The sequence below is a fragment of the Mastigocoleus testarum BC008 genome, assembly GCF_001456025.1.
In the GTDB taxonomy this organism is placed as follows: domain Bacteria; phylum Cyanobacteriota; class Cyanobacteriia; order Cyanobacteriales; family Nostocaceae; genus Mastigocoleus; species Mastigocoleus testarum.
In genome coordinates this window covers 1-24901 of record NZ_LMTZ01000093.1, presented here as the reverse complement: position 1 = coordinate 24901, position 24901 = coordinate 1, and the positions used below count along the sequence as shown (strand labels likewise).

The following is a 24901-nucleotide window of genomic DNA, read 5'->3' as shown; positions in this document are numbered from 1 at the left end:
GAATGCTCGCACAAACAGAGGAGAATTACTCAGAAGCTAGAAATTATTTGCAGCAAGCGTTGGAGATATTTGTTGAGTATAAGGATGAATATGCGGCTGGGGTAGCGCGGGAAGTTTTAGAGGATTTACCAGAATAAGGTCGCTGGGTGGAAGAGAGGGATTTTGCGATTATGTTGCGGTGCCTCTTTTACAACGCTTTCCGATAAGTTATGATGTCGTGATTATCTAAAATAGAACCCAATTGCTTACTAAAATAAATTGGTTCTCCCATATGCTGATAGCGTATGTCCATTAATGTAAGTTGATTGAGAAATAGCAGTCGACTAAAGAAATTTTGGATGGGATTAACCTTAGTGAAGTTGAAATTAGCTAAAGGTAATGTCGGTACAACATCTTCAGCGTTAGCAATCCGATAATATTCTATGTTTCGATTAGTAAATTGCTCCTTAAAATTTGGAGCTGCGACCCTAGGGCTAGCAAAAGTATAAAGGATAGGTTGAAATTTTGTTTGAGTTGCAACATGAAGTGCAGCAAAAGTAGCTAAACCTGCACCTAAACTATGACCGGTGATAAACACTTGGGAATTTGCTGGACATTGGGTAGAATCAGTTAATGTTTTGTGTACGGTTTCTGTTATCGCTTCCGAGTGACCATTCCGAGAAATCAAATCTGGATAACGACTTTTATTTTTTATATAAGAAAGATTACCGTCAGCAGTAAGACGAGCGTAATGCAAATTCCGATTCTTTACTGCACGGGTATATATTTTATGGGTTCCCACATTGACCAAACCTAATTCAGGGACACCGAGAAAATCTTCCTGATTGGAATTAAGATTCTGATACCATTCCTGATTTTCTCGCGTTCCCCGAAACACAATAAAAATACCTACATTTCCATCTTCCAAAATCCGCTTAGCGATAAACCCAAAAGTTACAGTTTCAGGACGTGTTAACCAAAAACCAGTAAATCGAAAAGTAGAAAGAATGGAATAATTTAAGCGTTCGGAAACATTACCTGTATGCAAATCAACATCCAGAAAACCCGTTTTTTCAGGTTCCAAAGTTTCTTTTTTTTGGTCTAGCTCATAAAAATGATAAGATTCCTCAACTAACATCGCTAATTCTTTAGCTCGCTTCAAATCAAAGCTAGAACCAGAAGGAATGTAAATTTCAGACATAGATTTTAGATATATAAATAAGTGTAAGCGTTAACCCGAATTTGATACAAGCGTTCGCTTTGCGCATGCCTATGGCTTATCGCACACCCCATTTAGACTAATAGTAGAAGGCAAAATATTTTGCCATTCTATTGTTGTTGTAGCTAAACAGTGTTTTCTTCCATGGTATCTACTCCCCAAAATCTAAAAAACCAAAGTAAACAAAGCGTATTGAATGCAGGTGATTTACGTAGAGTGCATCATATTGCTCTCAACGTAAAAGATATGCAAGCTTCCCGGTATTTTTACGGTACCATCCTAGGGTTACATGAGCTTACAGGTGAAGAGGTTCCTGAAACCTTAGTCAAATTAGTTGCAGAAGGAAAAGTTGCTAATTTTATTACCCCTGACGGTACCATTTTGGATCTATTTGGCGCTCCAGACTTAAATCCTCCCGATCCAGATCCAGAAAAAAACTTTACTAGAGCTTATCACCTAGCTTTCGATATTGCTCCAGAATTATTTGATGGTGCAGTTGAAGTGCTAAAACAAAATCAGATTACCATTGCTCACGGACCCGTAAGTCGTCCCACAGGGCGCGGTGTGTACTTCTACGACCCTGATGGTTTCATGGTAGAAATTCGCTGCGATCCGGAATAATTATTTTGAAATAATTGGTAATTGGTAATTGGTAATTGGTAATCGGTAATCGGTAATCGGTAATCGGTAATCGGTAATTGGTAATTGATAACTGACAACTGTCAATAAGTTTTCAGCTAAATATTCCTCGAAGTAAATGGACAAAGCTCATATTGTATGATATACCCATATCACAAGTCATTTTGAGTGGTTATGCTTATGACAAAATTAACAATTGTTAGATCTGTTAAGTAGGATTAAAGAAACAAATAATTTACAGATAAAGTCTCTGATTTATAACTGCATAGTGGTAACATCATGTACGATATTCCAAAACAGAATACAATAAAGATAGTTATTACTGCATGTCAGTGCAAAATTTATTGATTCTTGGTACTTTTGAATGAAAGTGAATAAATTTGACTGAATTGTCAGGGTATTAAAGGAAAATTAAAATTTTATGTCCCTAAGTAAAAACTTTTTTCTTCGGTTATTTGATTTTTCGTTTTCTAAGTTTATGGCTGTCGAAGCAGTAGAAATTGTTGGAATTTTTTACGTAATCGGTATGGTTTTTGCTGCTTTAATGGCTGTAGTAATAATTACGGAAGGTTTTAATAACGGTTTAACATTGGGAATTGGAAGTTTAGTTGTAGCTCCCCTAGTATTCTCGTCCTATATTATTCTCCTCAGAATCGGATTGGAAGAAATTCTAATCACACTTGGTATCAATGAAAAAACAAAACAGTTAGAAAATCCGTAAAAATCAATTTTTAAATTAGCATCAATGTTTCAATTTTTTTAATTAATCTGTTGACTTTATAGCTAGTTTTTTGATTGATGTTTAATTTGCTTCTCCACACATTGATGTAATTTATTTACCGACAAATGGTTGGTAATAAATAATTAGAAATTAATTTTTAACACCTTTAACTTCATTGTTCATTAAGTAAACTATACTTTTTCACTGAATCACACTGAATGCTACCGCTCAGTAAAGACATAACAAAATAACTCATAACTAAAAACCCAGTCATTACGACTGGGTTTTATTAGAACTGTGTTGACATAGTTTGTTATCAAGTTATTTATTTTTTTGAGTATATATGTCCTACGGAAACGCATTAACGCAGTGTGACGCTTTATAGACAGCAAAGCTGTATGACTGTCACGCAATACTATAGCTGCGCTACCTACGGATCCGGTACGCTACGCTAGCAACGCTAACATCCGCTAGGATGCGGGTAAACACAAAGTGTTAGCAAGGCGGGGGGTATAAGCACAGACACTGAGCGTGTTTACAGCGTCATGACCTACGCTAGCCGCTAATGACTCGCGCGTAGCGCTGTTCGTATCTGTGTTTCTCAAATTGCTCGAGAGAATTTTTGTTCTTTTTGAGTAATGTAAGTATCGAATATGACGGCAATATTTCTCACTAGTAATCTACCAACTTCCGTAACCTCGATGTGTGTTGATGATAGATGTACCAACCCATCAGCTTCCAAATTTTTTAGAGCTTGGAGTTCTCGAAAAAAGTAATCATCGAAATTGGTGTGATATTTCTCTTCGATATCTTGTTTGCAAAGTTGAAAGTTGGACATAATATTGACGATCACTTCTCGTCTGATGATGTCATCCCGGTTTAATTGAAACCCCCTGTACACCGGTAAAATTCCATCTTTAATAGCTTGATAATAATCCTTTAATTTTTTATAGTTTTGAGCGTAACTGTCTTCTAACAAACTTACTGATGTAGCTCCAAAACCAAAGAGTTCAGTTTCTGGATGGGTCGTATAACCCTGAAATGTACGTTTGAGTTGGAGGTTCCGTTGAGCGATCGCCAGTTCATCGTGAGGTTTCGCAAAATGATCCATCCCAATAAAGACATAATCATTATTTGTAAGTTCCTCAATAGTCATTTGGAAAATATCTAACTTTTCCTGAGGGTGGGGTAAAGCTTCTACAGGAATTTTTTTCTGTAACGGTTTGATCCAAGGAACGTAAGCAAAATTAAAAACAGCAATTCGATCAGGGTCTAACTGGATAGTCTTTTTTATTGTTTTGCGGAACCTATCGAGGTTTTGATAGGGTAAACCATAAATTAGATCGACATTTGCGCTTTTAAACCCAGCAACCTTAATCCAATCCATCACATCGAATAGTTTTTTTTCAGGTTGAATGCGATTAACAGCACTTTGTACCTGAGGGTTAAAATCTTGAATCCCAAAACTAATGCGGTTAAACCCCAAGTCCCGGAGGAAGAAAATATATTCTTTATCAACCTCACAGGGATTAATTTCTATAGATATTTCTGCATTAGAATTAACAGTAAAATTTTGGGTAATTTTTTTCCATAAGAATTCTACCTGTGACAAACTCAAATAATTGGGAGTACCTCCACCCCAGTGAACTTGAACAACTTCCCGTTGTGGATCGATTAGCTTAGCTGTATTCTCAATCTCTTTGACCAAATACTCCAGATAAAGTTGAGCAATATTTTTATTTTGAGAAAATATCGTATTACAACCGCAGTAATAACAAGGATTTTGGCAAAAGGGGATATGAAAATATAAAGCAAGTGGTGACCGTCGCAGATTAGAAGCTGTAATACGTGCTTGAAAATCTTTGAAGGTAAACTTCTCAGTTAATTCCGTCGCTGGTGGGTAACTAGTATATCTTGGTGTTGGAGTATCGTACTTTTTGATGATATCGAGCATTGGGGGGTTGGCGATTAGGGATTAGGGATTGGGGATTAGGGATTAGGGACTGGGGATTGGGGTGAAGCCCGCGCCTAACGGCGTTAGCATAGCGTGGCGTTAGCCATATGGGGATTGGGGATTATGTAATTGGTAATTGGTAAATCCTTCTCAATTCTTACTTCTTATTTCCTACTCCTCACTCATTACTTATTACTCATTACTTATTACTCATTACTTGTTACTCATTACTTGTTACTTATTACTCCTGACTTTTTTAACCGATTTCCGTACTACCAGAACTGTGATGACTTGTGAGTTTCTTAAATGTAATTTCCCCTATCGCATGGATCAAAATTGCTTCTAACTCTTGAATGATTTGCATATTGAGTGAGAAAGCATAGTTTGCTTCTGTAACTATTTTGTCTCTAGTGATATCGTCAATAGGTAAAGCATCTAACGCCTCCCTATATTTATTTTTAAATGCTTTTTTGTCGGGAATTTGTTCAAAATGATAAAAAGATGTACCCTGATATCCCTCTAGTTTGAGGGTGGATTGAGCAACTTTTTGCAACATCTGACCCCCAGAAAGATCACCCATGTAACGGGTATATGTATGACCAATTAATAATTCTGGCGATGAAGCAGAAAGTTTACGAATATGATTCACGTAACTTTTGGTAGTTGGAGATGGAGTAATTTTTTGTCGCCAATTTTTACCGTAGTAAAACTCTAAATCTTTTTCTAAATTAGCCTTACGATTCAGTTCGGGAAAATAAATTTTACTAACAATTGGATGATTTTGATGTGTTTGAACAGCCGCTTCTAGTTCGCCATAAACAAAATATAAATTACCTAAAAACTTTGCAAAACAGTCACGATCTACAACTCCGTTGACAAAGCATTTCATAAATCCTACGTTTTCCGCAGCTGTATGAGCTTTCTGCGTTCTCTTACGAAGCTCGATCGCTAGACCATTACTCATTATCAATTCCCTTATATTCAAATCCTGTTGTTTGTTGGATTTGCGCAGAATGAATCGGAAACTTCACCAGTTTAATAACTGGATTTACAGTTTGTTGAATTTATTTCCGAAACATGGATTCCCCTTCGATTTATTATTTTTGGCTTTCTTTGACCAAAATCGCCCGGTTCAGAGCAAAGACTATTTCCATGAAGATAAAATTTAGTCTTATAGACTCTTACTTAAAACTATTTAATCACTATTCTTCGTATCACTACACAAGCATTGACTTTTCTTAACAAGTGTTTATTGGGGATTGGCGACTAGCGACTGGGGATTGGGTAACGGAAACAAAATTTTTTCTTTCTTAAGTTGCGGATGCTCATATCAAAAATAAGGTTTAGTTAGTAGATAACTATATATGAAGTTCTAAATATGAAGTTCTAAAATAAATGGTGTTTTTATGGGTAAGGAATGAGAATTTAATAACCTGTAATTCTGAAATTTGGAATGGTGCGTTACTAACGCTAACGCCAATCCCCATATGGCTAACGCCACGCTATGCTAACGCCGTTAGGCGCGGGCTCACCCCAATCCCCAACTCCTAAGTAAATATCCTCAAAATCATCCACCTATCAACAATTTTTTTGAAGAATCCTTCAGATAAGTTAACCAATTATAGATTTACTGAATAAATCGTGTTTATATAGCCTTGTAAGCATTAAATGGCAGAATTCTCATGGTTAAATCGCTTCAAACCCTAGAACCGGAGATGCTCAAACCGGGAGTTAAAGCGCCGGTAAAGGAGACATTACTAACGCCCCGATTTTACACTACTGACTTTGAGGCGATCGCGCAGATGGATTTCTCTGGGCATGAGTCTGAGTTAAAAGCAGTAATCGAGGAGTTAAAATCAGATTACAATCGCCATCACTTTGTGCGTAGTGAAGAGTTCGAAAAGTGCTGGGACAGCATTGATGGAGAAAAACGTCTTGCTTTTATTGAGTTTCTAGAACGTTCCTGTACTTCTGAATTTTCGGGATTTCTGTTGTTTAAAGAGTTGTCGCGACGACTCAAAAATAAAAACCCCCTACTTGCGGAAGGTTTTGGATACCTATCGAGGGATGAAGCTCGTCATGCAGGCTTTTTGAATAAAGCAATGTCAGACTTTAACTTGTCTTTAGATTTAGGTTATTTAACTAAAAATCGTACTTACACTTTCTTTCCTCCAGAATGGGTGATTTATACAGTCTATTTATCAGAAAAAATAGGTTATTGGCGTTACATAATTATGTTCCGTCATTTGGAGTCACATCCAGAGAATCAATTTTATCCGCTATTTCGCTACTTCGAGAGTTGGTGTCAGGACGAAAATCGCCATGGAGATTTCTTTAAGGTATTGGTGAGATCCCAAGGGAAACTTTACGATAATTGGAAAGCTCGGTTATGGGTACGTTTCTTTTTACTTTCTGTATTTGCTACTCACACCCTGACGGTATTAGAGCGTTCAACATTTTATGATTCCGTTGGTTTGGATGCTCGACAGTACAATATTGATGTGATAGAAAAGACCAATGAAACTGCGGCAAGAGCATTTCCTGTCATTTTAAATACTAAGCATCCAGACTTTTTCCGTCGCTTAGAAAAGTGTTCTGAGAACAATGTGAAATTGACTGAGATTAACAACAGTAACAGACCCAAAATTGTTAAGTTATTCCAGAAAGTACCGTTAATAGCTTCGACTGTCGGTCATTTATTACGGATTTATCTGACTAAACCTATTGATGCTGAGGCTACAAGAGAAATGGTTTGTTAGTCAGTTAATGCGCAATACCTACGGTACGCTTACGCTAGGAACGCGCACGCTTCGCTAACAGTTTATGGCTAACGCCACGCCCTTACGGGCTACAGTTCAAAGTTAACAGTTAACAGCTAATGTCAAACCCTTACGGGCTCAAGTGAAATGCTAACTGTTAACTGTTTTATTGGTAGCAATTTCGTTGCATTCGCTTCTTCTTTTAGAGTTCTCTTACTTTGTCCCTAATCTATCTTGGCATACGTATCTTCATCAGCCTTTTGAAAGGCAGGGCGTTCCATTAGCCTAGCAAGATAAGTTTTAACAGGGCTATCCTGTTGGAGCATTCCCAGTTTTAATGCCCATAATAAGACACCACCTGTCACTACATCTGCAGCAGTAAAGCTGTTTTCTACTAAATAATTATTATCTTTGAGGAGTTCATTTAGGGGTCCACACACCTTCGCGAACCATTGTGTAGCTTCCTCCGGCGTAACTTTTGCTTGTGCTTGTTTAGGCAATAACTTTTCTGGTAAATCTGGTAACACATGAAACATATATTGCTCTACTGGGGCTTCCAAAGTTAGAGAAGCATAAAACATCCATTGATAATAATATGCCCGTGCAGATGATTCTAGTTTTGGTGCAAAGCCTCGCTCCAAATATTTATCAGCAAGATAAGCACAAATTGCTGCCGATTCAAAAATAGTTACATTTTCGTCAACCAATACTGGAACTTTACCATGAGGATTAAGGTTGGCATATTCATTTGAGCGAGACATTTCCATTGTGACATTAACCAAATCGTAGGAAATATCAATTTCTTCCAGGAGCCATCGAGGACGAACTGCTCTTGTTGTAGGTATGTAATAAAGCTTCATAATCTCAAGTATTGCAAAAATCTACTAAGGTTAAAATTAACTCTTTTCAGATTTTGATACTGCTGGCGAAATAATCTTTAATATCTAAAAGACTGATTAATTTTGTAGGCTTTATTAAAAAAATAGAAGTTTATAATAGCTAGAATATTATTATGGAGGACTGTCCGCTTGATAATACTACATTACCAGAATGTATTGAACATCCACTTTTTTCTATTTATTCAGCAAGCCCTAATTATTTTTATTGGTAGCAATACCATCACACAAGCGTCTATCATCTTCGCTGACGTCGGGGTGATTTTGCAGATAATCGCGTATTAAATTGCAGCCTTCATCTAGCAAACTTTCTAAATCAAAGTTCCACAAAATTACTGTACCGTCACCTGATGCAGAAGCAATGGTCTTACCGTCGGGGGAAAAGTTGACACTGCTAACTCCTTGGGAATGACCTTTAAGGGTTGTAATTTCTCGACCAGTGTTTATGTCCCAGAGTTTAATATCCCCATCAAATGAAGCAGAAGCAATCGTTTTAGCATCTGGAGAGAAACTAACACTAGAAACTCCTTGAGAATGTCCTGGAAAGGTTTTGATTTCCTTTAATTCTCGGTCTGTTTCGATATCTATATTTTGATTGTCACCAAAAATACTAGTAACTTTAACTCTTCTAAATATATTATTTTCTTTAATTAAATTAACTTGTGATTGAAATTGGTTAAAAGTTAATGCAGTTTCTAAACAGTAATTACCAGAAAAATAATCCCATTCTCGCCATGGTAATCTGTGCAAAATATTCTTAGTTGATTGGCATTTTATATCTTGAGCATCAATAATAAATATGATGTCATAATTGGAACTTAATTGAACAACTCCTGCTAATTTTGGTTTAATCCCAACAAGCCAATGATTTAATTGTGCGCGTAAATATTCAGCAAATTGTTCGCATTCCTGATAACACTCAGACCAAGAAAAATTAGTAACTTGTTTGCGTTTAAAACCAATTCTTGAAGGATTAGTCAGCAGAGTATATTTATCAAGCCATTTTTGATATAAAACTGGAATTTCTGGGGCGCTAGGAAGTTGAATTTCAATCTCTGTCGATTTATCTTCAGGATTTGCGGCGATCGTGATGGTGTTTACTTCTTGACTGAAACCTCGTAAAAAGTCACCATCGCCAAATTTTAACTTCACTAGTGTTTCCATATCCATAAGTAACTACTGCATAGCAATACGTAAAACTGTAATCTGATTCGTCTAATTCACTACGGTATCTTATAGTCTTAGGATTAAATAAATTAAGCTATACAGTTACTATTTATACTGAAAGGGAATTATGTCTCATGTGAATGAGAAGCCGATCTAATATAAATTTCTCAATTAGATTGACACTTTTCTAAAGTAAATCCCCCAGCTTAGATAATTTCATAACTAATAATTTCATTAGTCAGAATCTCATAAACTAAAAATTAAGGTTAGTTTAAATTGTGATTAATTTTTCCTTTGAAGCGAAAATAATATGGAATCCTGCAAACCTCAAGTGTAGCAACCAGAATAAAGAGCTAACAAACTATTTCATCTAAAAGGTAAAAGCTAAGAAATTAATTCTGCCAGTAGTGTTAGATTTACCATTTTATGACAATGATAAAGTATAAATCTCGACTCATTATTTTATTTGTTCTGGGATTACTTATTTGTTCCTTTATCAGTTTATTTCGCAATCAAAAACAGTACCTGGTAATTGCAGCAGGAAAACCCAACGGAGATAGTTTTATATTTGCCAAAAAATTAGAACAGGTAGTCAATAACTCTAATAGTAATATTGAACTTAGTGTTCTTAAACGCACTGATGGCACTCAGGAGAACCTAGAATTACTAAAGAAAGGACGAGTACAGTTAGCTATGGCTCAGGCTGATATACCTGCACCATCAGAAGCGCAACTTGTATCTTTACTATTCCCAGATGTGTATCAATTAATCGTTAAAAAAGATTCTGGAATTGTCAGTATTCTGGATTTAAAAGGAAAGCGAGTTGTCTTACCACCTTCAGGTGGAGGTCAAATACAATCTTTTGATTTTTTAATGGAACACTATGGTTTACTCAACAGAAAATTAACCAAATATTACATTGAACACGACTTCAAATATTCAACAAACAAATATAAATTTTATTCTGTAGAAAGTAGTAACCCAGACAAAGCATTTTGTGCCGGTCAAGCAGATGTGGTATTTCATGTTCGTCGTGCAGGTAATTATTCTATTCGCAACGAAATTTTTAAAAATAAACACTGCAATGCAAAATTAATACCCATCGAACAAGCTAAGGCGATGAAAATAGAACATCCAGATTTAGATGAGGCTATTATTCCTAAAGGAGCTTATCAAGGTAACCCACCAATTCCTGATCGAGACTTACCTACTATATCTGTTAATAGATTATTTTTAGCACATGAAAGTGTTGATAAAGAGGTAATTCGTAAAATTACTAAAATTCTCTACGAGCATCGTCAAGAATTAGTATATGGGTGCAAAGATAATAATATTTTTGAAGAGAATCAAAATCCCACATGCGAATATAAAGAAAATCAAGTACCAGCTGCAGCCTTCATTCGTAGACCCGATAATCTTAGTGGAGCAGGTGGAACTGGAAGACCAATTCATCCCGGAGCAAAAGCTTACTATCAAAAGGAAGATCCTACATGGTTTGAGCGTTATTCGGGAATCATGGAAGTTCTCGTTGCAATTGCATTCCCATTTGTTTCTTGGTTAGTACTTTTATTCCGAGAAAATGCAGTGAAGAAAAATAAAGCTGATGATTATATTTTAGAAGTAACTGCCTTGATGGATGCAGAAGAGTCCATAAAAGCAGCAACTTCTTTGCTCGCAGCTTATAAATCAAACCAAATCGATGCGATGGAGGAACTACGTTTTAATATCATTAATAAAACTGCAAAAATACTACTGTGTACTCAAAAAGCTCAGAATGCTCGCAATAAAGGAAAAATTTCTCGTGAATCTTTAAAATCTTTTAGAAAAACTCTGCAAATAACTGTCGGTGTCATCGAACAAATTCCTGAGTCAGAAGAAATATTTAACGCTATTGTGCAAAAAGCCAAAAAAAATATGGAAAAAGAGCATAACAAGCGTTTGAGAAATCAGTTGCTATCTTTAATTCTTATTTGGGAACAGTCTTTAGGAATCAGCAAAACTTTGAACATAAAAATACCGTATATATCTCAGACACAAAATCAGATGGAAAAGAGTTTAAACAATATTTTGGATCGAGTCAAAGGAAAAGCTAAACAGCAACTCAAAAATTTAGAACCATCTGAATTACTTAAGTTAGAAAGCAAAAATATTCGCCAAGACTTGGAAGCTATATTCAAACGTTCCGTCAATGCTTTAGTAGAAGAAAGAATATCTCAGGATTCCTTCCAGTCATTTAGGGTAGTTTGGCAAATAGCTGTTGGTGAAGTAACTTAAGATGAATAGATTATATGGAATTTTAAGTTCTTGCAGGTCTTAGTAATGTAGACTCTAATTGTTCCATATTTTTTGAATATTTTGAAGAGGGATGAAGCGATCGCAATTAAATATAAAACAGTTATACTTACAAAAATAAAACCATAAGACTAATATTTTAGAATTTAAATAACCAAATTGAAATAGTAATTTAAATTAAATAGTCTAAATTCATAAAAATCATGAAATCAGAGTAATTAGATTAGAAAAAGCTTCGGTAACTTGTGTTATGTTTTGATTCTGTAAAACAAATTCACTATAATCCGCTAAATTATCTAAACCAACTACAGTCAAGATTATTTCTGCAGTTAACCATACAGAGGTTTTAAGAAATAGTTTTTTCCATCGTACTTGCATAACCGACATTCCTACCTTTACATAAATTTATTCTTAAAGCCAAAATTCTTGAACCTGATACTCTTAGATCTACTATTCTTAAAACCAATATTTCTTAAATCCCCACAAGATTATTGTTAATAAATGTAAACGATTATAGGTATTGATTTCAATGCTGTATTGGTGGGGATGCGGTAGTAATTTCACCCCTACAGAGTTTAGGAATTACATATTGACCGGTAAAAATATTTGGGAGAACCTTGCAAAGGTAAAGTGAGGTAAATCAAGTTACACTAGTGCTTTGAGACAAGTCCTAGAGAATATATTCTAACTAAACAATTTAAATTTTCGATGACAAACTAGTATCCCACTGGGGAAAGTAAAATTGTCAACTAAAATAGTTTTTAATCTATTCTATTTTTACCAAATCCCCAACTTTCCACACTTCCCACACTTCCTACACTTCCCACACTTTCACCCATCCCCAATCCCCATGACTGACGCATTTTTCCATGAACAACTACATCGTACTCCTGCACTAATGGCAAAGTTAAGAGATTTTCCGATCGCTATCTGTGGTGCGGGAGCTTTGGGTGCAAATCTGACCGAAAATCTTGCTCGTTCCGGGTTTAGTAAATTGCGGGTAATTGATAAAGACAGAATTGAAGAGCGCAATCTTTCAACCCAACCCTACTATCGTTCTGATGTGGGAGCATATAAAGCCAAAATTCTTACTAATAGCTTATATCGGGCTTTGGGTATCGCAGTAGATGGACGTTCCCAAGAACTGACTCCAAGCAATGTAAAACAATTATTAAATGGAAGTGCTCTTGTCGTTGATTGCTTCGATAATAGTATTGCTCGTCAAATAGTTACAGATTACTGTGCTACTCATATACCTTGTCTTCATGTAGGTTTAGCAAGCGACTATGCAGAAATCATCTGGAATCAAATCTATCGCGTACCGACACCTGCTAACGATGACGTCTGCGACTATCCCTTAGCCCGAAACTTAGTTATTTTGACTGTCGCAGTCGCTTGTGAAGTGATTACAAATTTTGTTGCTAGCGAACAACAGAAAAGTTTTACCGTTACCCTCGCTGATTTTGCGATCAAGGCTTTTGATTTGTGAGTTAGGAAAAATCTTCGAATAAAAGAAACTCTAGATCTATGACATATGCCATAATCTATTAAGTTTTAGTCTTAATAATTAAAATTTAGTCCTAATAATTAAGAAATTATAGAGGAAAATCAAAGGCTATGGAGGAAAATCAGCAAAAGCAGCGTCGCACAGCTGCTCAAGAATTTGAAGAATCTTTAGAGCAGTTACAAAATATTCTGCACGAAGATGAGAATACAGAAGAAGAGAATACTCATTCAATTAGCGACACTACAAATAACAGCAAAGTAACTGATAACTCCTCCGGTATTGACTTAGCAAGTTGGGAAGATGCTGTTGCTGATATAGAGCAATATTTGGAAAATAAAAACAAGGATAAGAATAAGTCGGTAGGTGATGGGTAATTGGTAATTGGTAATTGGTAATTGAAAAATCATTTGTGTCAGAAGAAATTTTAACCCTTACTAGCGAACATCTTGATGCTTGTGCCAATCTATTAGTACAAGTTTTCAATAAAGAACCGTGGAACGAGTCTTGGAGTTTTGATAGTGCAAGAACACTTCTATGGGAAATATTTCATACACCTGGATTTGTAGGATTCGTATTCTGCGATCGCAAAAAACTTCTGCAAGTAGACAGTAAAATGCTGCAAGCAGGTCAAGAACTCCTTGGATTTATCGCTGGTTACTCCGAACAGTCTTGCAATTACAGACGTTTCTTTTTAAGAGAAATATGCGTCCGCAGCGATCGACAACGCCAAGGTATTGGAAAAAAACTACTTCGTCATTTAGTTGAGACCTTATCAACTATGGACATCAACTTAATTTATCTTTTGACAATGAAGGATGGAGAACTTAAAAAGTTTTATACAAAAAATGGTTTTTTAGACAGTCCACATATGATGCTAATGTTGCAGCAAATATAGTATCAATATCTAAAATCAAAACAATATTAGAAAAAGCATATTAAATATTATGTAGATACGACGTATTATTTCTAATAATATGCTAATGGTTTACCAAAAATTTTTGAGAATACACAGTTAATTTTCAAGGGATATCTTTAAAGATATATCTATGACAGATGTGATGTAGATACACCATTCAACCATATATCTGAATTACGACATTCTAACTTGACAATTCCACAGTTGGGAATTTTTAAGGACTTGATAAAAGCCTGAAATTCTTCCATTGCTTGAGAGTTAATTTCTACAGTATTGCTAAGCATTAACCACAAAAATGCTCTGATAAATATTTCGTATGTAAAAACTGCAGTAAACTCTTCCTCCAATCGATATATTTTTTGCCGAAAATCTTGTACTCGCTGTATCATATCTGCGAATGACTCTGCGCCTACACCATCAACATAGTTTGGATCGCACCTTTCCCAGTAAGCTTTCGACATTGGAAGTCTTTCTTTTGCTGCTGTGTTATGACGTCGGTCAAGGCTAAGGTAGGTAAATTCATGTACTAACCATTCTGTCTGAGGAGTAGAAGTAAAGCGCTCAACAGTAGGTTGTGCTGTTTGCTTGGTACGGATATAAGGCGAAGTGACAATCAAAGAAGGTGCTTGGGTAAACGCTGAAGCAGCTTTATTAGCTTGTTGTTGTCCTTTCTGTGTCAGGTTGATTAAAGTAACATCAGAAGTTGGTAAACCAGCGTTAGCTTCAGACTCTCCATGTCTAATTAACCAGATTGATATCATCACAGGAACTCACTATTCTTATTCTCAGTTAGATTATCCCTTTAGTAGATGACTTAACCAGGAAAAAGGCTACATTTACGAACATTGCCCTATGATTTTGTTTAAGTTTTATTTTGGAAAGAATTTTGCAACCAAGATAAATTTTCTATTATTTTTATAGTATTTGTATTCAGTTAATTTAAATAAGCTCAAATCTTGAAGAATATACAAAGATTAGAAACAATGTATTGAAACTATTTTATCTAGGTGTAATATATTTATTAGTTACAAGGGTAAGAATAACTAAAAAATTACACTCAATATTAATTTATCGCTTAGTTTCTTGAAATGTCAGCCAGTTTTTTGAAAAATTATCTGATATTCAATATCAAAGCTACAGAGATGTTTTCTAATCCCGTTTAAAGCTTATGAAATCTTCACGATCTTTTTTCCAGCATGCGATAAGGAAGAAATGTCAACTTCCTTTTGTATTCCCAATAGCTTGAGAGAGTAAAAAATTACTTGAAAATTATTGCTCCAATACTACTACCATTTTTATGGTGGTAAATATAGTTTTACAGTTTGAATCTGCGATCGCTCTGTAAGTCTCTATTCAGTTCAAAAACTTGAATATTTAATTTATTATTAAGTCTTTTGCTTCAAAAAAAGATTTTTTACCTCCAAGCGATATTCTCAGCTATCGTTTAATTGACATTGAGTAAATATCCATCTTTTCTCTAAACCTAATAGCGATTGTTGAAAAAACTTTTTAAAACATAAGTTTACTTAAAAGCATTAAATCAATTACTTAAATTTTCTGAAATAGTACTCATACAGCTTGAATTAAGAGATAAAGGTTTGTAGCGTAACGCAACCAACTACTTATAGGTGCGGTAACATTTATTACTTCTTGTGATTTTTGCTTCTCCCAAACCTCTATTAACTTATTGGAGAGCTTGTATAAGTTATTAAAGTTTGCTTTTAAGACTAATTGTCATTTTCATTCATTTTCAATAATTTTAAAGATTTAACCCAATGCAAAATCAAATCTTTTTCAATAACCCCTTTTTAGATAGTGATTTCGAAGTTCAATCTTTGGATGGAACTGGAAACAACCTGGATAAACCTGAATATGGAGCGACTGATAGTGCTCTGGTAAATATTGCACCGCTTAATTATGGTGACGGTTTCTCTACCCCTACAGGACAAGATCGTCCGAACCCACGGGAAATTAGTAACGCTATTTCTCAGCAAAATGAAGATATTTTCGATCCTAGAGGACTTACTAACTTTATCTGGGCTTGGGGACAGTTTCTCGACCATGATCTTAGCCTGACCCCTGAAGATGGAAATAAACCTGTTTCGATTCCCGTACCTGCGGGGGATCCTTTCTTAGACCCACAAAATACCGGTAATGTAGTTATTGACCTTAATGATTCCCAAGTCATCGAAGATACCGGAACTGATGTCAATAATCCAAAACAATTACCCAACGTTATTACTGCTTGGATAGATGGCTCAAATGTATATGGATCTGATGAAGAGCGTAATGATTTTTTGCGTTCTTTTGAGGGAGGTCAACTCAAGACCAGTGAAGGTGATTTACTACCCTTTAATTTACCTGTGAATGAGGGTGGTGTAGAAAATGATAATCCCACCCGTCAGGATCCTACAGATTTATTTGTTGCAGGAGATGTCCGAGGGAATGAAAATGCTGTACTATCATCGGTTCACACCCTCTTTGTAAGAGAACATAACCGTATTGCAACAGAACTTAAGGAAATACATCCAGAATGGACTGACGAGCAACTATTTCAACGTGCTCGTCAAATTAACATCGCCCAAATGCAATCAATTACTTTTAATGAGTATATTCCAGCATTATTGGGTGACAATGCTTTACCTGAATACACAGGCTATAATTCTGAGGTCAACCCTGGTATTACTCGCACATTCAGTACTGCAGCATTTCGTTTAGGTCATACTCAACTTAGTTCAAATATTGTCCGCTTAGATACTGAAGGTGAGGTTATTCCGGAAGGAAACGTCACTTTAAGTGAAGTCTTCTTTCCAGGTTCTGGAGTTCTTCAAGAGGCTGGTATAGACCCTATTCTTAGAGGTATTTCTTCTTCCCAAAGCCAACAGGTAGACAATGAAATCATTGACGATGTGCGTAACTTATTGTTTGGTATGGGTCCAAGAGGTGCTGTCAGCGCGAGGGATTTAGCCGCAATCAATATTCAACGCGGACGACTCAATGGCTTAGCTGATTACAACACAGTTAGAGAAGCCTTTGGTTTATCTCGCGTGACTAGTTTTGCAGAGATTACCTCAGACCAAGAGAAACAAAATACTTTACAAGAATTATATGGTAGTGTAGATAACATCGACTTTTTTGTCGGTATGTTAGCTGAAGATTTACTTCCTGATGCTAGTGTTGGTGAAAGCGTATATGCTGTTCTAACTTACCAATTTCAAGTCTTACGAGATGGCGATCGCTTCTACTATGAAAATGTCTTTACGCCAGAAGAAGCTGCAATCATAGAAAATACTCGTCTATCGGATATCATTAAGCGAAATACCGATACAACTATCATTCAGGACAATGTTTTTTCTCTCGTTAATAAAGGTACATCTAATGATGATGTTCTCAATGGTGGTTTAGGTAACGACACTATTTCTGGTTTGAGAGGTGATGACCTTATTCATGGTTATGCAGGTGAAGACAGTCTTAATGGAAATGCCGGAGATGACACTCTCAAAGGCGGTAAAGGAAACGATATTCTCAAAGGTGGTAAAGATGATGATATTCTTTACGGTAACCAGGGGGATGATAGTCTTTACGGGAATCAAGGAGACGATATTCTCAAAGGTGGTAAAGGGAACGACACCCTGAAAGGTGGTAAAGGAGATGATATCCTCAAGGGCGGTAAAGGAGACGATCTTCTTCATGGGGGTCGAGGAGACGATCGCCTTGATGGCTATTCTACAGGTGGGACAGAATATGACACTCTAGTTGGTGGAAATGGATTTGACACCTTTGTTCTGGGTAATTCTTCTGGAGCTTATTACCAGGGTGAAAGTTACGCAACTATCCAAGATTGGGATTACAAACGCGATTTCATCGAAGTCGGTGGAAATTCCGAACAATACTCTCTTGGTTTTGATAATTTAAGTGGTAGTTCTGAATCTGATACTTTGATTTACTTCCAAGATGACTTAATTGGTGTTATTGAAGATTCAACCAATGTCAATATTTTCCGAGACTTCTTTGTTGTCTAATATTTACTCAGACTTACGTCTTTAGGAATAAGAATTTAATAACCTGTAATTCTGAAATTTAGAATGGTGCATTACGCTATGCTAACAGCACCCTACTTTTGTACTTTATTTAATCCACATTTCGGCGTTGCTGAATAGAGAATGCTAATCAAGGAATCGAATTATTGAAACATTGATTTTTCGTAGATAGTTATATGAAAAGCATTACGCACTCACCAACGCCACTTTTTTTAATAATCTTTTTACAACTAAAAGTGCAGATAAAGGTACAGGACTAGGTCTGGCGATCGCGCGCCAAATTGTTGAAGAAAACCATGGTGGTAGATTAAGCTTTAATTCTAAGCTCGGACAAGGAACTGAATTTTTATAGAAAGACCTATCTCATCATGAGGATTTTGACAAGTGAATAGTTGATAAATAGATAAGAAAATAAACTCAAAACTTTCTACTGGAAAACTCTCTACTGGGTGAATAATTGAAGGACCGGAAACTGCTAAGCAAGAGAGTATTAGTAGAAAAATAGTTATCCCTATGCATGTAATTTTTTCTCAGTAGGGAAAGAAATATTGACTAACAAGCTGTTTCTAGTCCGTATTTGAGATTTTGTAGATTGTTTTATTTGTGGGAATAGGTATCGTGGATCGGTGCATTCGACCAAACATCTAGCTGCTAGATATTTGATACCCTACAATACACCGCTTTTAATTTGAACCCAATAAAAACCTGCGGTTTAAATTTTGAACTGGTCTTGCATTAAGTGGAAATAATTTAGAAAATTTTTGTACTTGTGCGACCGATACCTCAATTGGTTTTTTGTAAACAATCCAATTAACCTTTTCCGAACAAGGTGGTGTGGTCAAAGAGCCATAATATCGATAGAATTCTTTATCCGTTGGTAGCAATTCAGAAGCGTTAATTTCTACATTAGGAATTATTTGTTCTTTTCCTTGTTTCTCCGGTAAAACCTCCCAAATAGATTCTAAAGCTTTATTTGCTTTACCCTGTTTGAGAAATATACCTAATACAGCTAGAGACCCTTTTTCATTTTGGTGAACTAGATGTAGTTCCATTGGAAAATTTTGACTGTTAACTTTATGCTCGCTGGGGTGATGAAAGTGAAATTGTACGAGCTTATAAGTTTCTCCATCTAACTTCAGTATGCTTTCTGACTGATAATTAACTTGGATTGTGTGACCGTTATTAATAATCCGTAATGGAGAGCTTTGATAATCAATTTCTAACTGGTCGAGATTAGCCTCAATAGGTGAATTGATATTAATTGGTGATTGGGCTGTACCTAAATTACAGGAAGAAAATTCTGGTGATAATTTACCCCAATTTTCAGGTCCTTCTTCACCGATATAACCCCAGTGGGGCTTCTCTTTTTGTTTTGAAGCTACTACTAAATCACGAAAGTTCCAACCAAGGGAAATTGCTGTCACTCCAACAGCTCCGATTGACAAATCTCTTAGCAGTTTTCTTCTTTGCATATGTCTTAAGCTCCAACGTTTAGTTCTTTCGGTGCTGTGTATCACCTACAACTTCAAATACTATTTATTCGGAAAATAACATATGAGTCTAAGAACATTCTTAAAATTCACTGAATTGTAACTGAAGGTCAAAATTGTGACTAAAGTTAAATCAGAAACATATATTTATTTCTGAAGTACGGCAATTCGATCAATTTAATAATTTATGAGGGATGTTGATTGCTCATATATACTTAAATTATTAGTATTTGACAACTTGCAAATATATACATTTTTTCTTACCTTTTGAGACCTAAGTACAAACTTCGGAGTAGTATAAGTTACTTCAGTGCCAGTATATAAAATTTTTATATTTATTTTTTTTGTAATTTTAGTTACTTTTGTTCTGGTTTGTAATATACCTCACTTGATATCTGAGGAATCAGAAATATATTGAAGTGATGACATTTAAATTATACTGAGTAGGGAAATTGATAAAATTGCTAGCTAAATATATGCAGAGGCTACCTATAGGATGTGAAACATCTTTTGATGACGATTATTCTATATTGTCTATTTTCTATATGGCTTACAAGTAAATAGATAGACTTTGAATTTTATCGCCCTACTCTTAAGATTTACAGATAGGATTTCTAAACCCTGTTCTAGCTAATGCTTGCTAAAAATTTATCAGTTTCTTGATGCTTGGTAAAAGTGTAAATCTCGTCTAACTTGTCCAATGGTGTAATCATCACACCGACTTTAGGAGCATTTCTCAGATCTACAAGTAAAAAATACTTCCCCTTGCCTTGGTATTTTTTTGTAAGTTCACAAAGAGAAGTTTTTATGTAGTAATCTTCATCTTCTGTTACATGATGATGGAAAACTATATTGACATTATCGTCAAAATAAACTTCTCCTGAGTAAATATTCTTTCTGATATTAACAGTTATCTTAACGGGAAATATTTCTGTTTGGATTATGGGCATAGCTTTGAAATTATTCTGATAGGTCTGCACAAAAATATATTTATTGTCTGAGCATTTATTGGTTGAATGATGAATCTAAACCTTGAGCACATTCAGCGTAATGTACCTTCAGATAAAAACTCAGGTTTTCAAAATGGGTGTAGCTTAAGAAAATAGGTGCAGCTTAAGAAAATAAATTAATAAAGCTGTAACGCATTATTTTATTTGAAAGAACGTTACAACTATCAATTGAGAAATCAATCTTGCTTAAGCTTTCAACTCAACATTATGTTCTTTAGCGATTTGAGTTAGTTTTTCAAATTGTTGTTGTGAAGCTTGCTCGATTAATTCATCGGCTTGTTGAGCATCATTACCTTCTGATGGGAACAAGTACTTAACATATAGTGAAATGAAATCAACCATCACTGCAGTTCCTGATAAACCATGTTGATCGACGAGTTTTCCTGCAGATACTGCAGCTAATCCATCTCTGATCGGGTTATTTTTCACCTTTAAAAATTGGTCTATAAGTTGGTGGATATATTCTTCAGGAGAAAGATTTTCCAATTTACTCTCATTGGGAGTAAACTCATATCCGGCTTCTTTTGCTTGTTCTAAAACACACCATTGAGTAAATTCTTGGAGTGCTGTCTCTGGAAGAATGGAGAGATATCGGTGTAATGCTAATTCAGACACAGGCTTATAGTGTAGTTTTTGAAGTAGGAATTTAGGAGTCAGGAGTCAGGAGTCAGGAGTCAGGAGTCAGGAGTCAGGAGTCAGGAGTTAGAAGTTAGAAGTTAGAAGTCAGCTGCAAGGAGAACTTATTTTCCATTGAACTCACTTGCAAGCTGGAATCAAACTGTTACGCAGTACGGAAACGCGCTAACTCTTCACCAGTTTTAGCGTCATGAGCATGAACTGTACAAACTAAACAAGAGTCAAAAGACCTAGCTACATGACCTACCTCCACAGGATCGGTGAGGTCTTCAATTGGCGTTCCAATTAACGCTTGTTCGACTGGACCACGTACTCCTTCTGCATCGCGAGGTCCACTATTCCAAGTGCTTGGAGCGACAATCTGATAGTTCTTGATTTTACCATCTTCAATATCGACCCAATGACACAAAGAACCTCGTGCAGCTTCTGTTGCACCCCAACCCCGTCCATCCTTTTCTTGAGGTTTAATATACCAGGGATCGTTAAGACGAAATTCCTGCAAACAGCGTTCGGCTTGACGATATAACTTCACGAGTTCGTGAGCTCTTGCTAACTGACGTAAGTGAACGCTAGCACCACCCATATGCTTAAAGGTATCAAGAATAAACCCATCATAATGCTGCCAAGACTCGCCATGTTTACCACCAGCAACCAATTGACGAGCTAAAGGACCGGCTTCTAAGCGACCATAGTCTTGATGTTTGACTGCCGTTGACCAAGAATATTTACCATTAAAATCTTTGGCGTTGTTTTGGATTGGTTTAGTTTTGCGATCAAGAGGATAAATGTCAGCTTCTCCTTCAGAATACCAAGAGTGAACTGTATTTTCCCGAGCAAAAGAATGGTGCATCGGTACATGGGTGTCACTAGAAGCTTCATAAACTCCACTTTTCATGATCATGGCAGCATTACGTCCCTCAATACTGGGATTCTGATACTTTGCCTCGTGGGGTAGATATCCCCAGGTAATATACTTACCTACACCGGCACCATATCTATCTAAACCTATATCTAAGCCCATCCGCCAATAGAAACCTAAATCAGAATTACGATGGCTGAGATTTTCATCCAACCATACCATAAAATCCTCATAAGTTTGGATTTCTTCATAACGTTCTAAAGAACATCCCAACCATACAGGCTCTAACCAGCTAGTACGGAAATATTCTAGAATTGATAGGGCACGGGTAACATCGGTTAAAGTAGGGGCACACATTACACCCCCTGGCACCATATAACTAGAGTGGGGCCATTGTCCGCCAAAAAGGGCATAAATTTCTACCGGTTTGGCAGAAATAGTAATACCTTTTTCGTAAGAGGTACCACTAAAAGCAGCAAATCTTTCGCAGGCTTCTGTATAGAAAATACTATTTTGATACTTTTTGTTAGTTAAGTCGGTAGCAAAAATGCCATAAAAATAACGCGGTATACTTTGTAGAGTTTCAACTATTTGACCGAGATTCCTGGCTAAAATAGCGTTACGTGGAACTTCTGTTTGCCAAGCAACATCCAATGCCCAAGAGGCACTGGTAAGATGGGAAGCTCCACATATGCCGCATATTCTAGGAGTAACAATTAAGCCTGCCTGTGGGTCTTTCCCACGTAAAATAACTTCAAATCCGCGAAATAGTTCCGCATGAGTCCAAGCATTTACTACATGACCATCTTCAACTTCTACTCTGACATCTAAATCGCCCTCAACTCTCCCGAGGGGCGAAATATCTAAAGTTTGAATTTCCATTCTCCTCTCCTTTTGGCGATTGGGGATAGCACTGTGTGCCGCCTGCGGCGTCGGCAAAGCCTCTGGCGACTGGGGATAGCACTGCATGCCGCCTTGCGGCATATGGCGACTGGGGACTTGCAATTGGGGACTGTTTACTCCTAATCGCTAATTGCCTATCCCCAATCCCCTAAACAGTAAAAAAGTCTTCTTCAGCCCAACCTGGCGCGACATCTTTTGACACGATGCTGAGCAATACATAGTCGATTTTATTGACCCCAGGAGGTGATTCCTTAGGAACACCCATAACAGTTTGGGTTTTAAACACTGTTCCTGGCTTGAGGTCATAAAATGGAAATTCGGGTTCCGTACAACCCAAACAGGGCATTCCAACCCGAGTTTTGGAAGAAACGCGATTCCACAAAATCCGGTTACAAGAAGAATGGGTCATGGGTCCGCGACAACCCAAGTCGTAAAATAAGCATCCTTTACGCTGACCAAATTCAGCCGCAGATGCTTTATAAGCAAAGTGAATGTTGCGAGTACAACCTGTTTGGGTAAAACTTTTGAAAAAGGTTTGAGGACGATTTAGCTCGTCAAAAGTAATATCGCCAATTCTACCTGTGGCGATCGCAACCAATATCTGCGTAATCCAATCGGGGTGAGCGGGACAACCAGGGATATTAATTACCGGTACTCCTGACTTGCTGCGAAATTCTTCCCCCAACAAACCACCCTGTTCGCGTTTGAGAAACTGTAATCCTTGAGATTCGCTAGGGTTAGGTTCCATTGCCGGAATTCCACCCCAAGTTGCACAGTCTCCCACCGCTACAACGTAGTTAGCTACTTGAGCTAAATCCGCTAACCAACTTTTCATTGGACGGTTTGCAAAACGGTTCCATTCACCGGTTCCATTTGGGGCGTTAACAACCGAACCTTCAAATACTAAAACATCAAGAGAAACTCTACCAGAAATGCAATCCCACAACAATCTTTGTACATTGTCACCCAACTCAGTACCTAAAGAAGGGTGCCACAATACATTAATGCCGAAATCAGTTACCAGATCGCAAACCGTAGGTTCTTCTGCGTTGAGAAATGACATGGTGTTACCTGAACAGGCTCCACCTTGCAGCCATAATAAATTAGTCATTAGTGGTCTTTTGTTACAGACTTATAACAGTTAATAGTTAACAGTTAACTGTGCACTCACTACTTAATTTTCTGCACTTGATAATTCAATATTAATTGCTGAGACTTTATTTTTCATCTCAAGTATTTTTCAGCAAATTGTTCACTGTTTACATTATTTTTGGATGATGTGTGAATGGTTTTCATGTAGGGAGATTTTAGCAGTGAAGAGGAACAAGTTAGACACAAATTTTACAGATTTTTTGGCTGTGAATTTTAACAATTTTTGTTGAATTTGTTTTTGTGTTATTTTATTACTTCTCTTTTAGTAAAAGTAAAATATCACGAGCAAACAAAAATCTTAAAACTGGATTAATTATTTTTAATAAAATCTCACAATCCATATAATATGAGAAAAAAGATATTGAGATTGAAAAGACTTGAGTTACTACATATCATATTCCGAACCTGAAATCTCAAATCTTAAATCTCAAATCTTAAACCTCAAATTCCAAACCTCAAATTCCAAATCTTAAATTCCAAATATCAAGTTCCAAAATCTCAACATGAAAATTTGGAATTGTTAATTAAATTTTCAGGAATGGTACTTACTAAAAAAATAAGTATCACAAATTACTTTTTGTAATCTCAAATAATTATGTATTGTTTTGATTTTAATTTACGCTGCGTCAGTTTTAAATTAAACATCAAAAAATATATAGTTACCTAGGCTAAGGTTATATGGGGAATTTATAGCAATCGCCAGCTTAGTTAGGACGTAAGGTAAGATAGATCGAGAAGTGATTAGTCTGGACAATTCCAATG

At 36.3% G+C, this 24901-nt stretch carries 22 protein-coding genes and 1 pseudogene; 10 read left to right on the top strand and 13 right to left on the bottom strand.

The features are described from left to right. Positions 1 to 2: 2 nt before the first annotated feature. Positions 3 to 137: a hypothetical protein gene (locus BC008_RS52115; protein ID WP_268768229.1), complete on the top strand. Its 135-nt coding sequence runs from the start codon at positions 3 to 5 to the stop codon at positions 135 to 137. A gap of 50 nt (positions 138 to 187) precedes the next feature. Here BC008_RS52115 and BC008_RS18805 read toward each other — a convergent pair whose 3' ends face one another. After that, positions 188 to 1180 (bottom strand): lipase family protein, encoded by a 993-nt coding sequence (locus tag BC008_RS18805; RefSeq protein WP_058182972.1) that lies wholly within the window; start codon positions 1178 to 1180, stop codon positions 188 to 190. A gap of 162 nt (positions 1181 to 1342) precedes the next feature. Here BC008_RS18805 and BC008_RS18800 point away from each other — a divergent pair, with 162 nt between their 5' ends. Next, positions 1343 to 1819 carry a VOC family protein gene (locus BC008_RS18800; RefSeq protein ID WP_027846574.1) on the top strand — a complete coding sequence of 159 codons (477 nt, stop codon included), beginning with the start codon at positions 1343 to 1345 and terminating at the stop codon, positions 1817 to 1819. Here the strand turns inward: BC008_RS18800 and BC008_RS50580 are convergent, their stop codons facing one another. Beyond that, positions 1820 to 1963, bottom strand: a complete 144-nt coding sequence (locus BC008_RS50580) for a hypothetical protein (protein WP_201026064.1) — start codon at positions 1961 to 1963, stop codon at positions 1820 to 1822. Between the two features lie 295 nt (positions 1964 to 2258). Between BC008_RS50580 and BC008_RS18795 the strand changes: the two genes are divergently transcribed. Then, positions 2259 to 2558, top strand: coding sequence for a DUF4282 domain-containing protein (locus BC008_RS18795; protein WP_027846575.1), 300 nt, complete (start codon positions 2259 to 2261; stop codon positions 2556 to 2558). Positions 2559 to 3159: 601 nt separating this feature from the next. On the opposite strand, the gene hemN is transcribed toward BC008_RS18795, so the two are convergent. Then, complete coding sequence (gene hemN, locus BC008_RS18790) at positions 3160 to 4512, bottom strand: oxygen-independent coproporphyrinogen III oxidase (RefSeq protein ID WP_036268622.1); 1353 nt, start codon at positions 4510 to 4512, stop codon at positions 3160 to 3162. Between the two features lie 256 nt (positions 4513 to 4768). Further along, positions 4769 to 5476 carry a biliverdin-producing heme oxygenase gene (locus BC008_RS18785; protein WP_027847086.1) on the bottom strand — a complete coding sequence of 236 codons (708 nt, stop codon included), beginning with the start codon at positions 5474 to 5476 and terminating at the stop codon, positions 4769 to 4771. A 718-nt stretch (positions 5477 to 6194) separates the two neighbouring features. Between BC008_RS18785 and acsF the strand changes: the two genes are divergently transcribed. Then, on the top strand, positions 6195 to 7271 hold the full coding sequence (gene acsF / locus BC008_RS18780) for a magnesium-protoporphyrin IX monomethyl ester (oxidative) cyclase (protein WP_027847063.1): 1077 nt from the start codon (positions 6195 to 6197) through the stop codon (positions 7269 to 7271). A 224-nt stretch (positions 7272 to 7495) separates the two neighbouring features. On the opposite strand, the gene BC008_RS18775 is transcribed toward acsF, so the two are convergent. Both BC008_RS18775 and BC008_RS45745 read right to left on the bottom strand, forming a co-directional pair. Further along, complete coding sequence (locus BC008_RS18775; RefSeq protein ID WP_027847055.1) at positions 7496 to 8131, bottom strand: glutathione S-transferase family protein; 636 nt, start codon at positions 8129 to 8131, stop codon at positions 7496 to 7498. A gap of 231 nt (positions 8132 to 8362) precedes the next feature. Continuing rightward, positions 8363 to 9337, bottom strand: coding sequence for a WD40 repeat domain-containing protein (locus BC008_RS45745; protein ID WP_063800728.1), 975 nt, complete (start codon positions 9335 to 9337; stop codon positions 8363 to 8365). Positions 9338 to 9760: 423 nt separating this feature from the next. On the opposite strand from BC008_RS45745, the gene BC008_RS18765 reads away from it, so the two are divergent. Continuing rightward, positions 9761 to 11608, top strand: coding sequence for a TAXI family TRAP transporter solute-binding subunit (locus BC008_RS18765; protein ID WP_027845611.1), 1848 nt, complete (start codon positions 9761 to 9763; stop codon positions 11606 to 11608). A 219-nt stretch (positions 11609 to 11827) separates the two neighbouring features. Here the strand turns inward: BC008_RS18765 and BC008_RS50575 are convergent, their stop codons facing one another. Next, positions 11828 to 12004 (bottom strand): hypothetical protein, encoded by a 177-nt coding sequence (locus tag BC008_RS50575; RefSeq protein WP_201026063.1) that lies wholly within the window; start codon positions 12002 to 12004, stop codon positions 11828 to 11830. Positions 12005 to 12476: 472 nt separating this feature from the next. On the opposite strand from BC008_RS50575, the gene BC008_RS18760 reads away from it, so the two are divergent. The 3 genes from BC008_RS18760 (at position 12477) to BC008_RS18750 (ending at position 14028) form a co-directional block, all read left to right on the top strand. Continuing rightward, positions 12477 to 13115, top strand: a complete 639-nt coding sequence (locus BC008_RS18760) for a ThiF family adenylyltransferase (protein ID WP_027845612.1) — start codon at positions 12477 to 12479, stop codon at positions 13113 to 13115. A 128-nt stretch (positions 13116 to 13243) separates the two neighbouring features. Further along, positions 13244 to 13507 carry a hypothetical protein gene (locus BC008_RS18755; protein WP_027845613.1) on the top strand — a complete coding sequence of 88 codons (264 nt, stop codon included), beginning with the start codon at positions 13244 to 13246 and terminating at the stop codon, positions 13505 to 13507. A gap of 35 nt (positions 13508 to 13542) precedes the next feature. Then, positions 13543 to 14028, top strand: a complete 486-nt coding sequence (locus BC008_RS18750) for a GNAT family N-acetyltransferase (protein WP_027845614.1) — start codon at positions 13543 to 13545, stop codon at positions 14026 to 14028. 149 nt (positions 14029 to 14177) lie between these two features. Here the strand turns inward: BC008_RS18750 and BC008_RS18745 are convergent, their stop codons facing one another. Next, positions 14178 to 14810 (bottom strand): histidine phosphatase family protein, encoded by a 633-nt coding sequence (locus BC008_RS18745; RefSeq protein ID WP_027845615.1) that lies wholly within the window; start codon positions 14808 to 14810, stop codon positions 14178 to 14180. A gap of 1014 nt (positions 14811 to 15824) precedes the next feature. Here BC008_RS18745 and BC008_RS18740 point away from each other — a divergent pair. Continuing rightward, the gene (locus BC008_RS18740) at positions 15825 to 18071 is read left to right on the top strand and encodes a peroxidase family protein (RefSeq protein WP_058182971.1); all 2247 of its coding nucleotides are present in this window, start codon (positions 15825 to 15827) and stop codon (positions 18069 to 18071) included. 229 nt (positions 18072 to 18300) lie between these two features. Further along, positions 18301 to 18441 (top strand): annotated as a pseudogene (locus BC008_RS46580) (ATP-binding protein); the annotation flags it as partial. 331 nt (positions 18442 to 18772) lie between these two features. On the opposite strand, the gene BC008_RS18735 reads toward BC008_RS46580, so the two are convergent. The 5 genes from BC008_RS18735 to BC008_RS18715 form a co-directional block, all read right to left on the bottom strand. Further along, entirely contained in the window at positions 18773 to 19561 is a 789-nt protein-coding gene (locus tag BC008_RS18735) for a carbonic anhydrase (protein WP_027846809.1), read from the bottom strand. Positions 19562 to 20205: 644 nt separating this feature from the next. Next, complete coding sequence (locus BC008_RS18730; protein ID WP_036268939.1) at positions 20206 to 20529, bottom strand: hypothetical protein; 324 nt, start codon at positions 20527 to 20529, stop codon at positions 20206 to 20208. Between the two features lie 246 nt (positions 20530 to 20775). After that, positions 20776 to 21204 (bottom strand): hypothetical protein, encoded by a 429-nt coding sequence (locus tag BC008_RS18725; protein ID WP_027846811.1) that lies wholly within the window; start codon positions 21202 to 21204, stop codon positions 20776 to 20778. A gap of 166 nt (positions 21205 to 21370) precedes the next feature. After that, a complete protein-coding gene (locus BC008_RS18720) occupies positions 21371 to 22966 on the bottom strand; it encodes a nickel-dependent hydrogenase large subunit (RefSeq protein WP_027846705.1) in 1596 nt (531 codons plus the stop codon). A 169-nt stretch (positions 22967 to 23135) separates the two neighbouring features. Further along, a complete protein-coding gene (locus tag BC008_RS18715) occupies positions 23136 to 24098 on the bottom strand; it encodes a hydrogenase small subunit (protein WP_027846704.1) in 963 nt (320 codons plus the stop codon). Positions 24099 to 24901 lie beyond the last annotated feature (803 nt).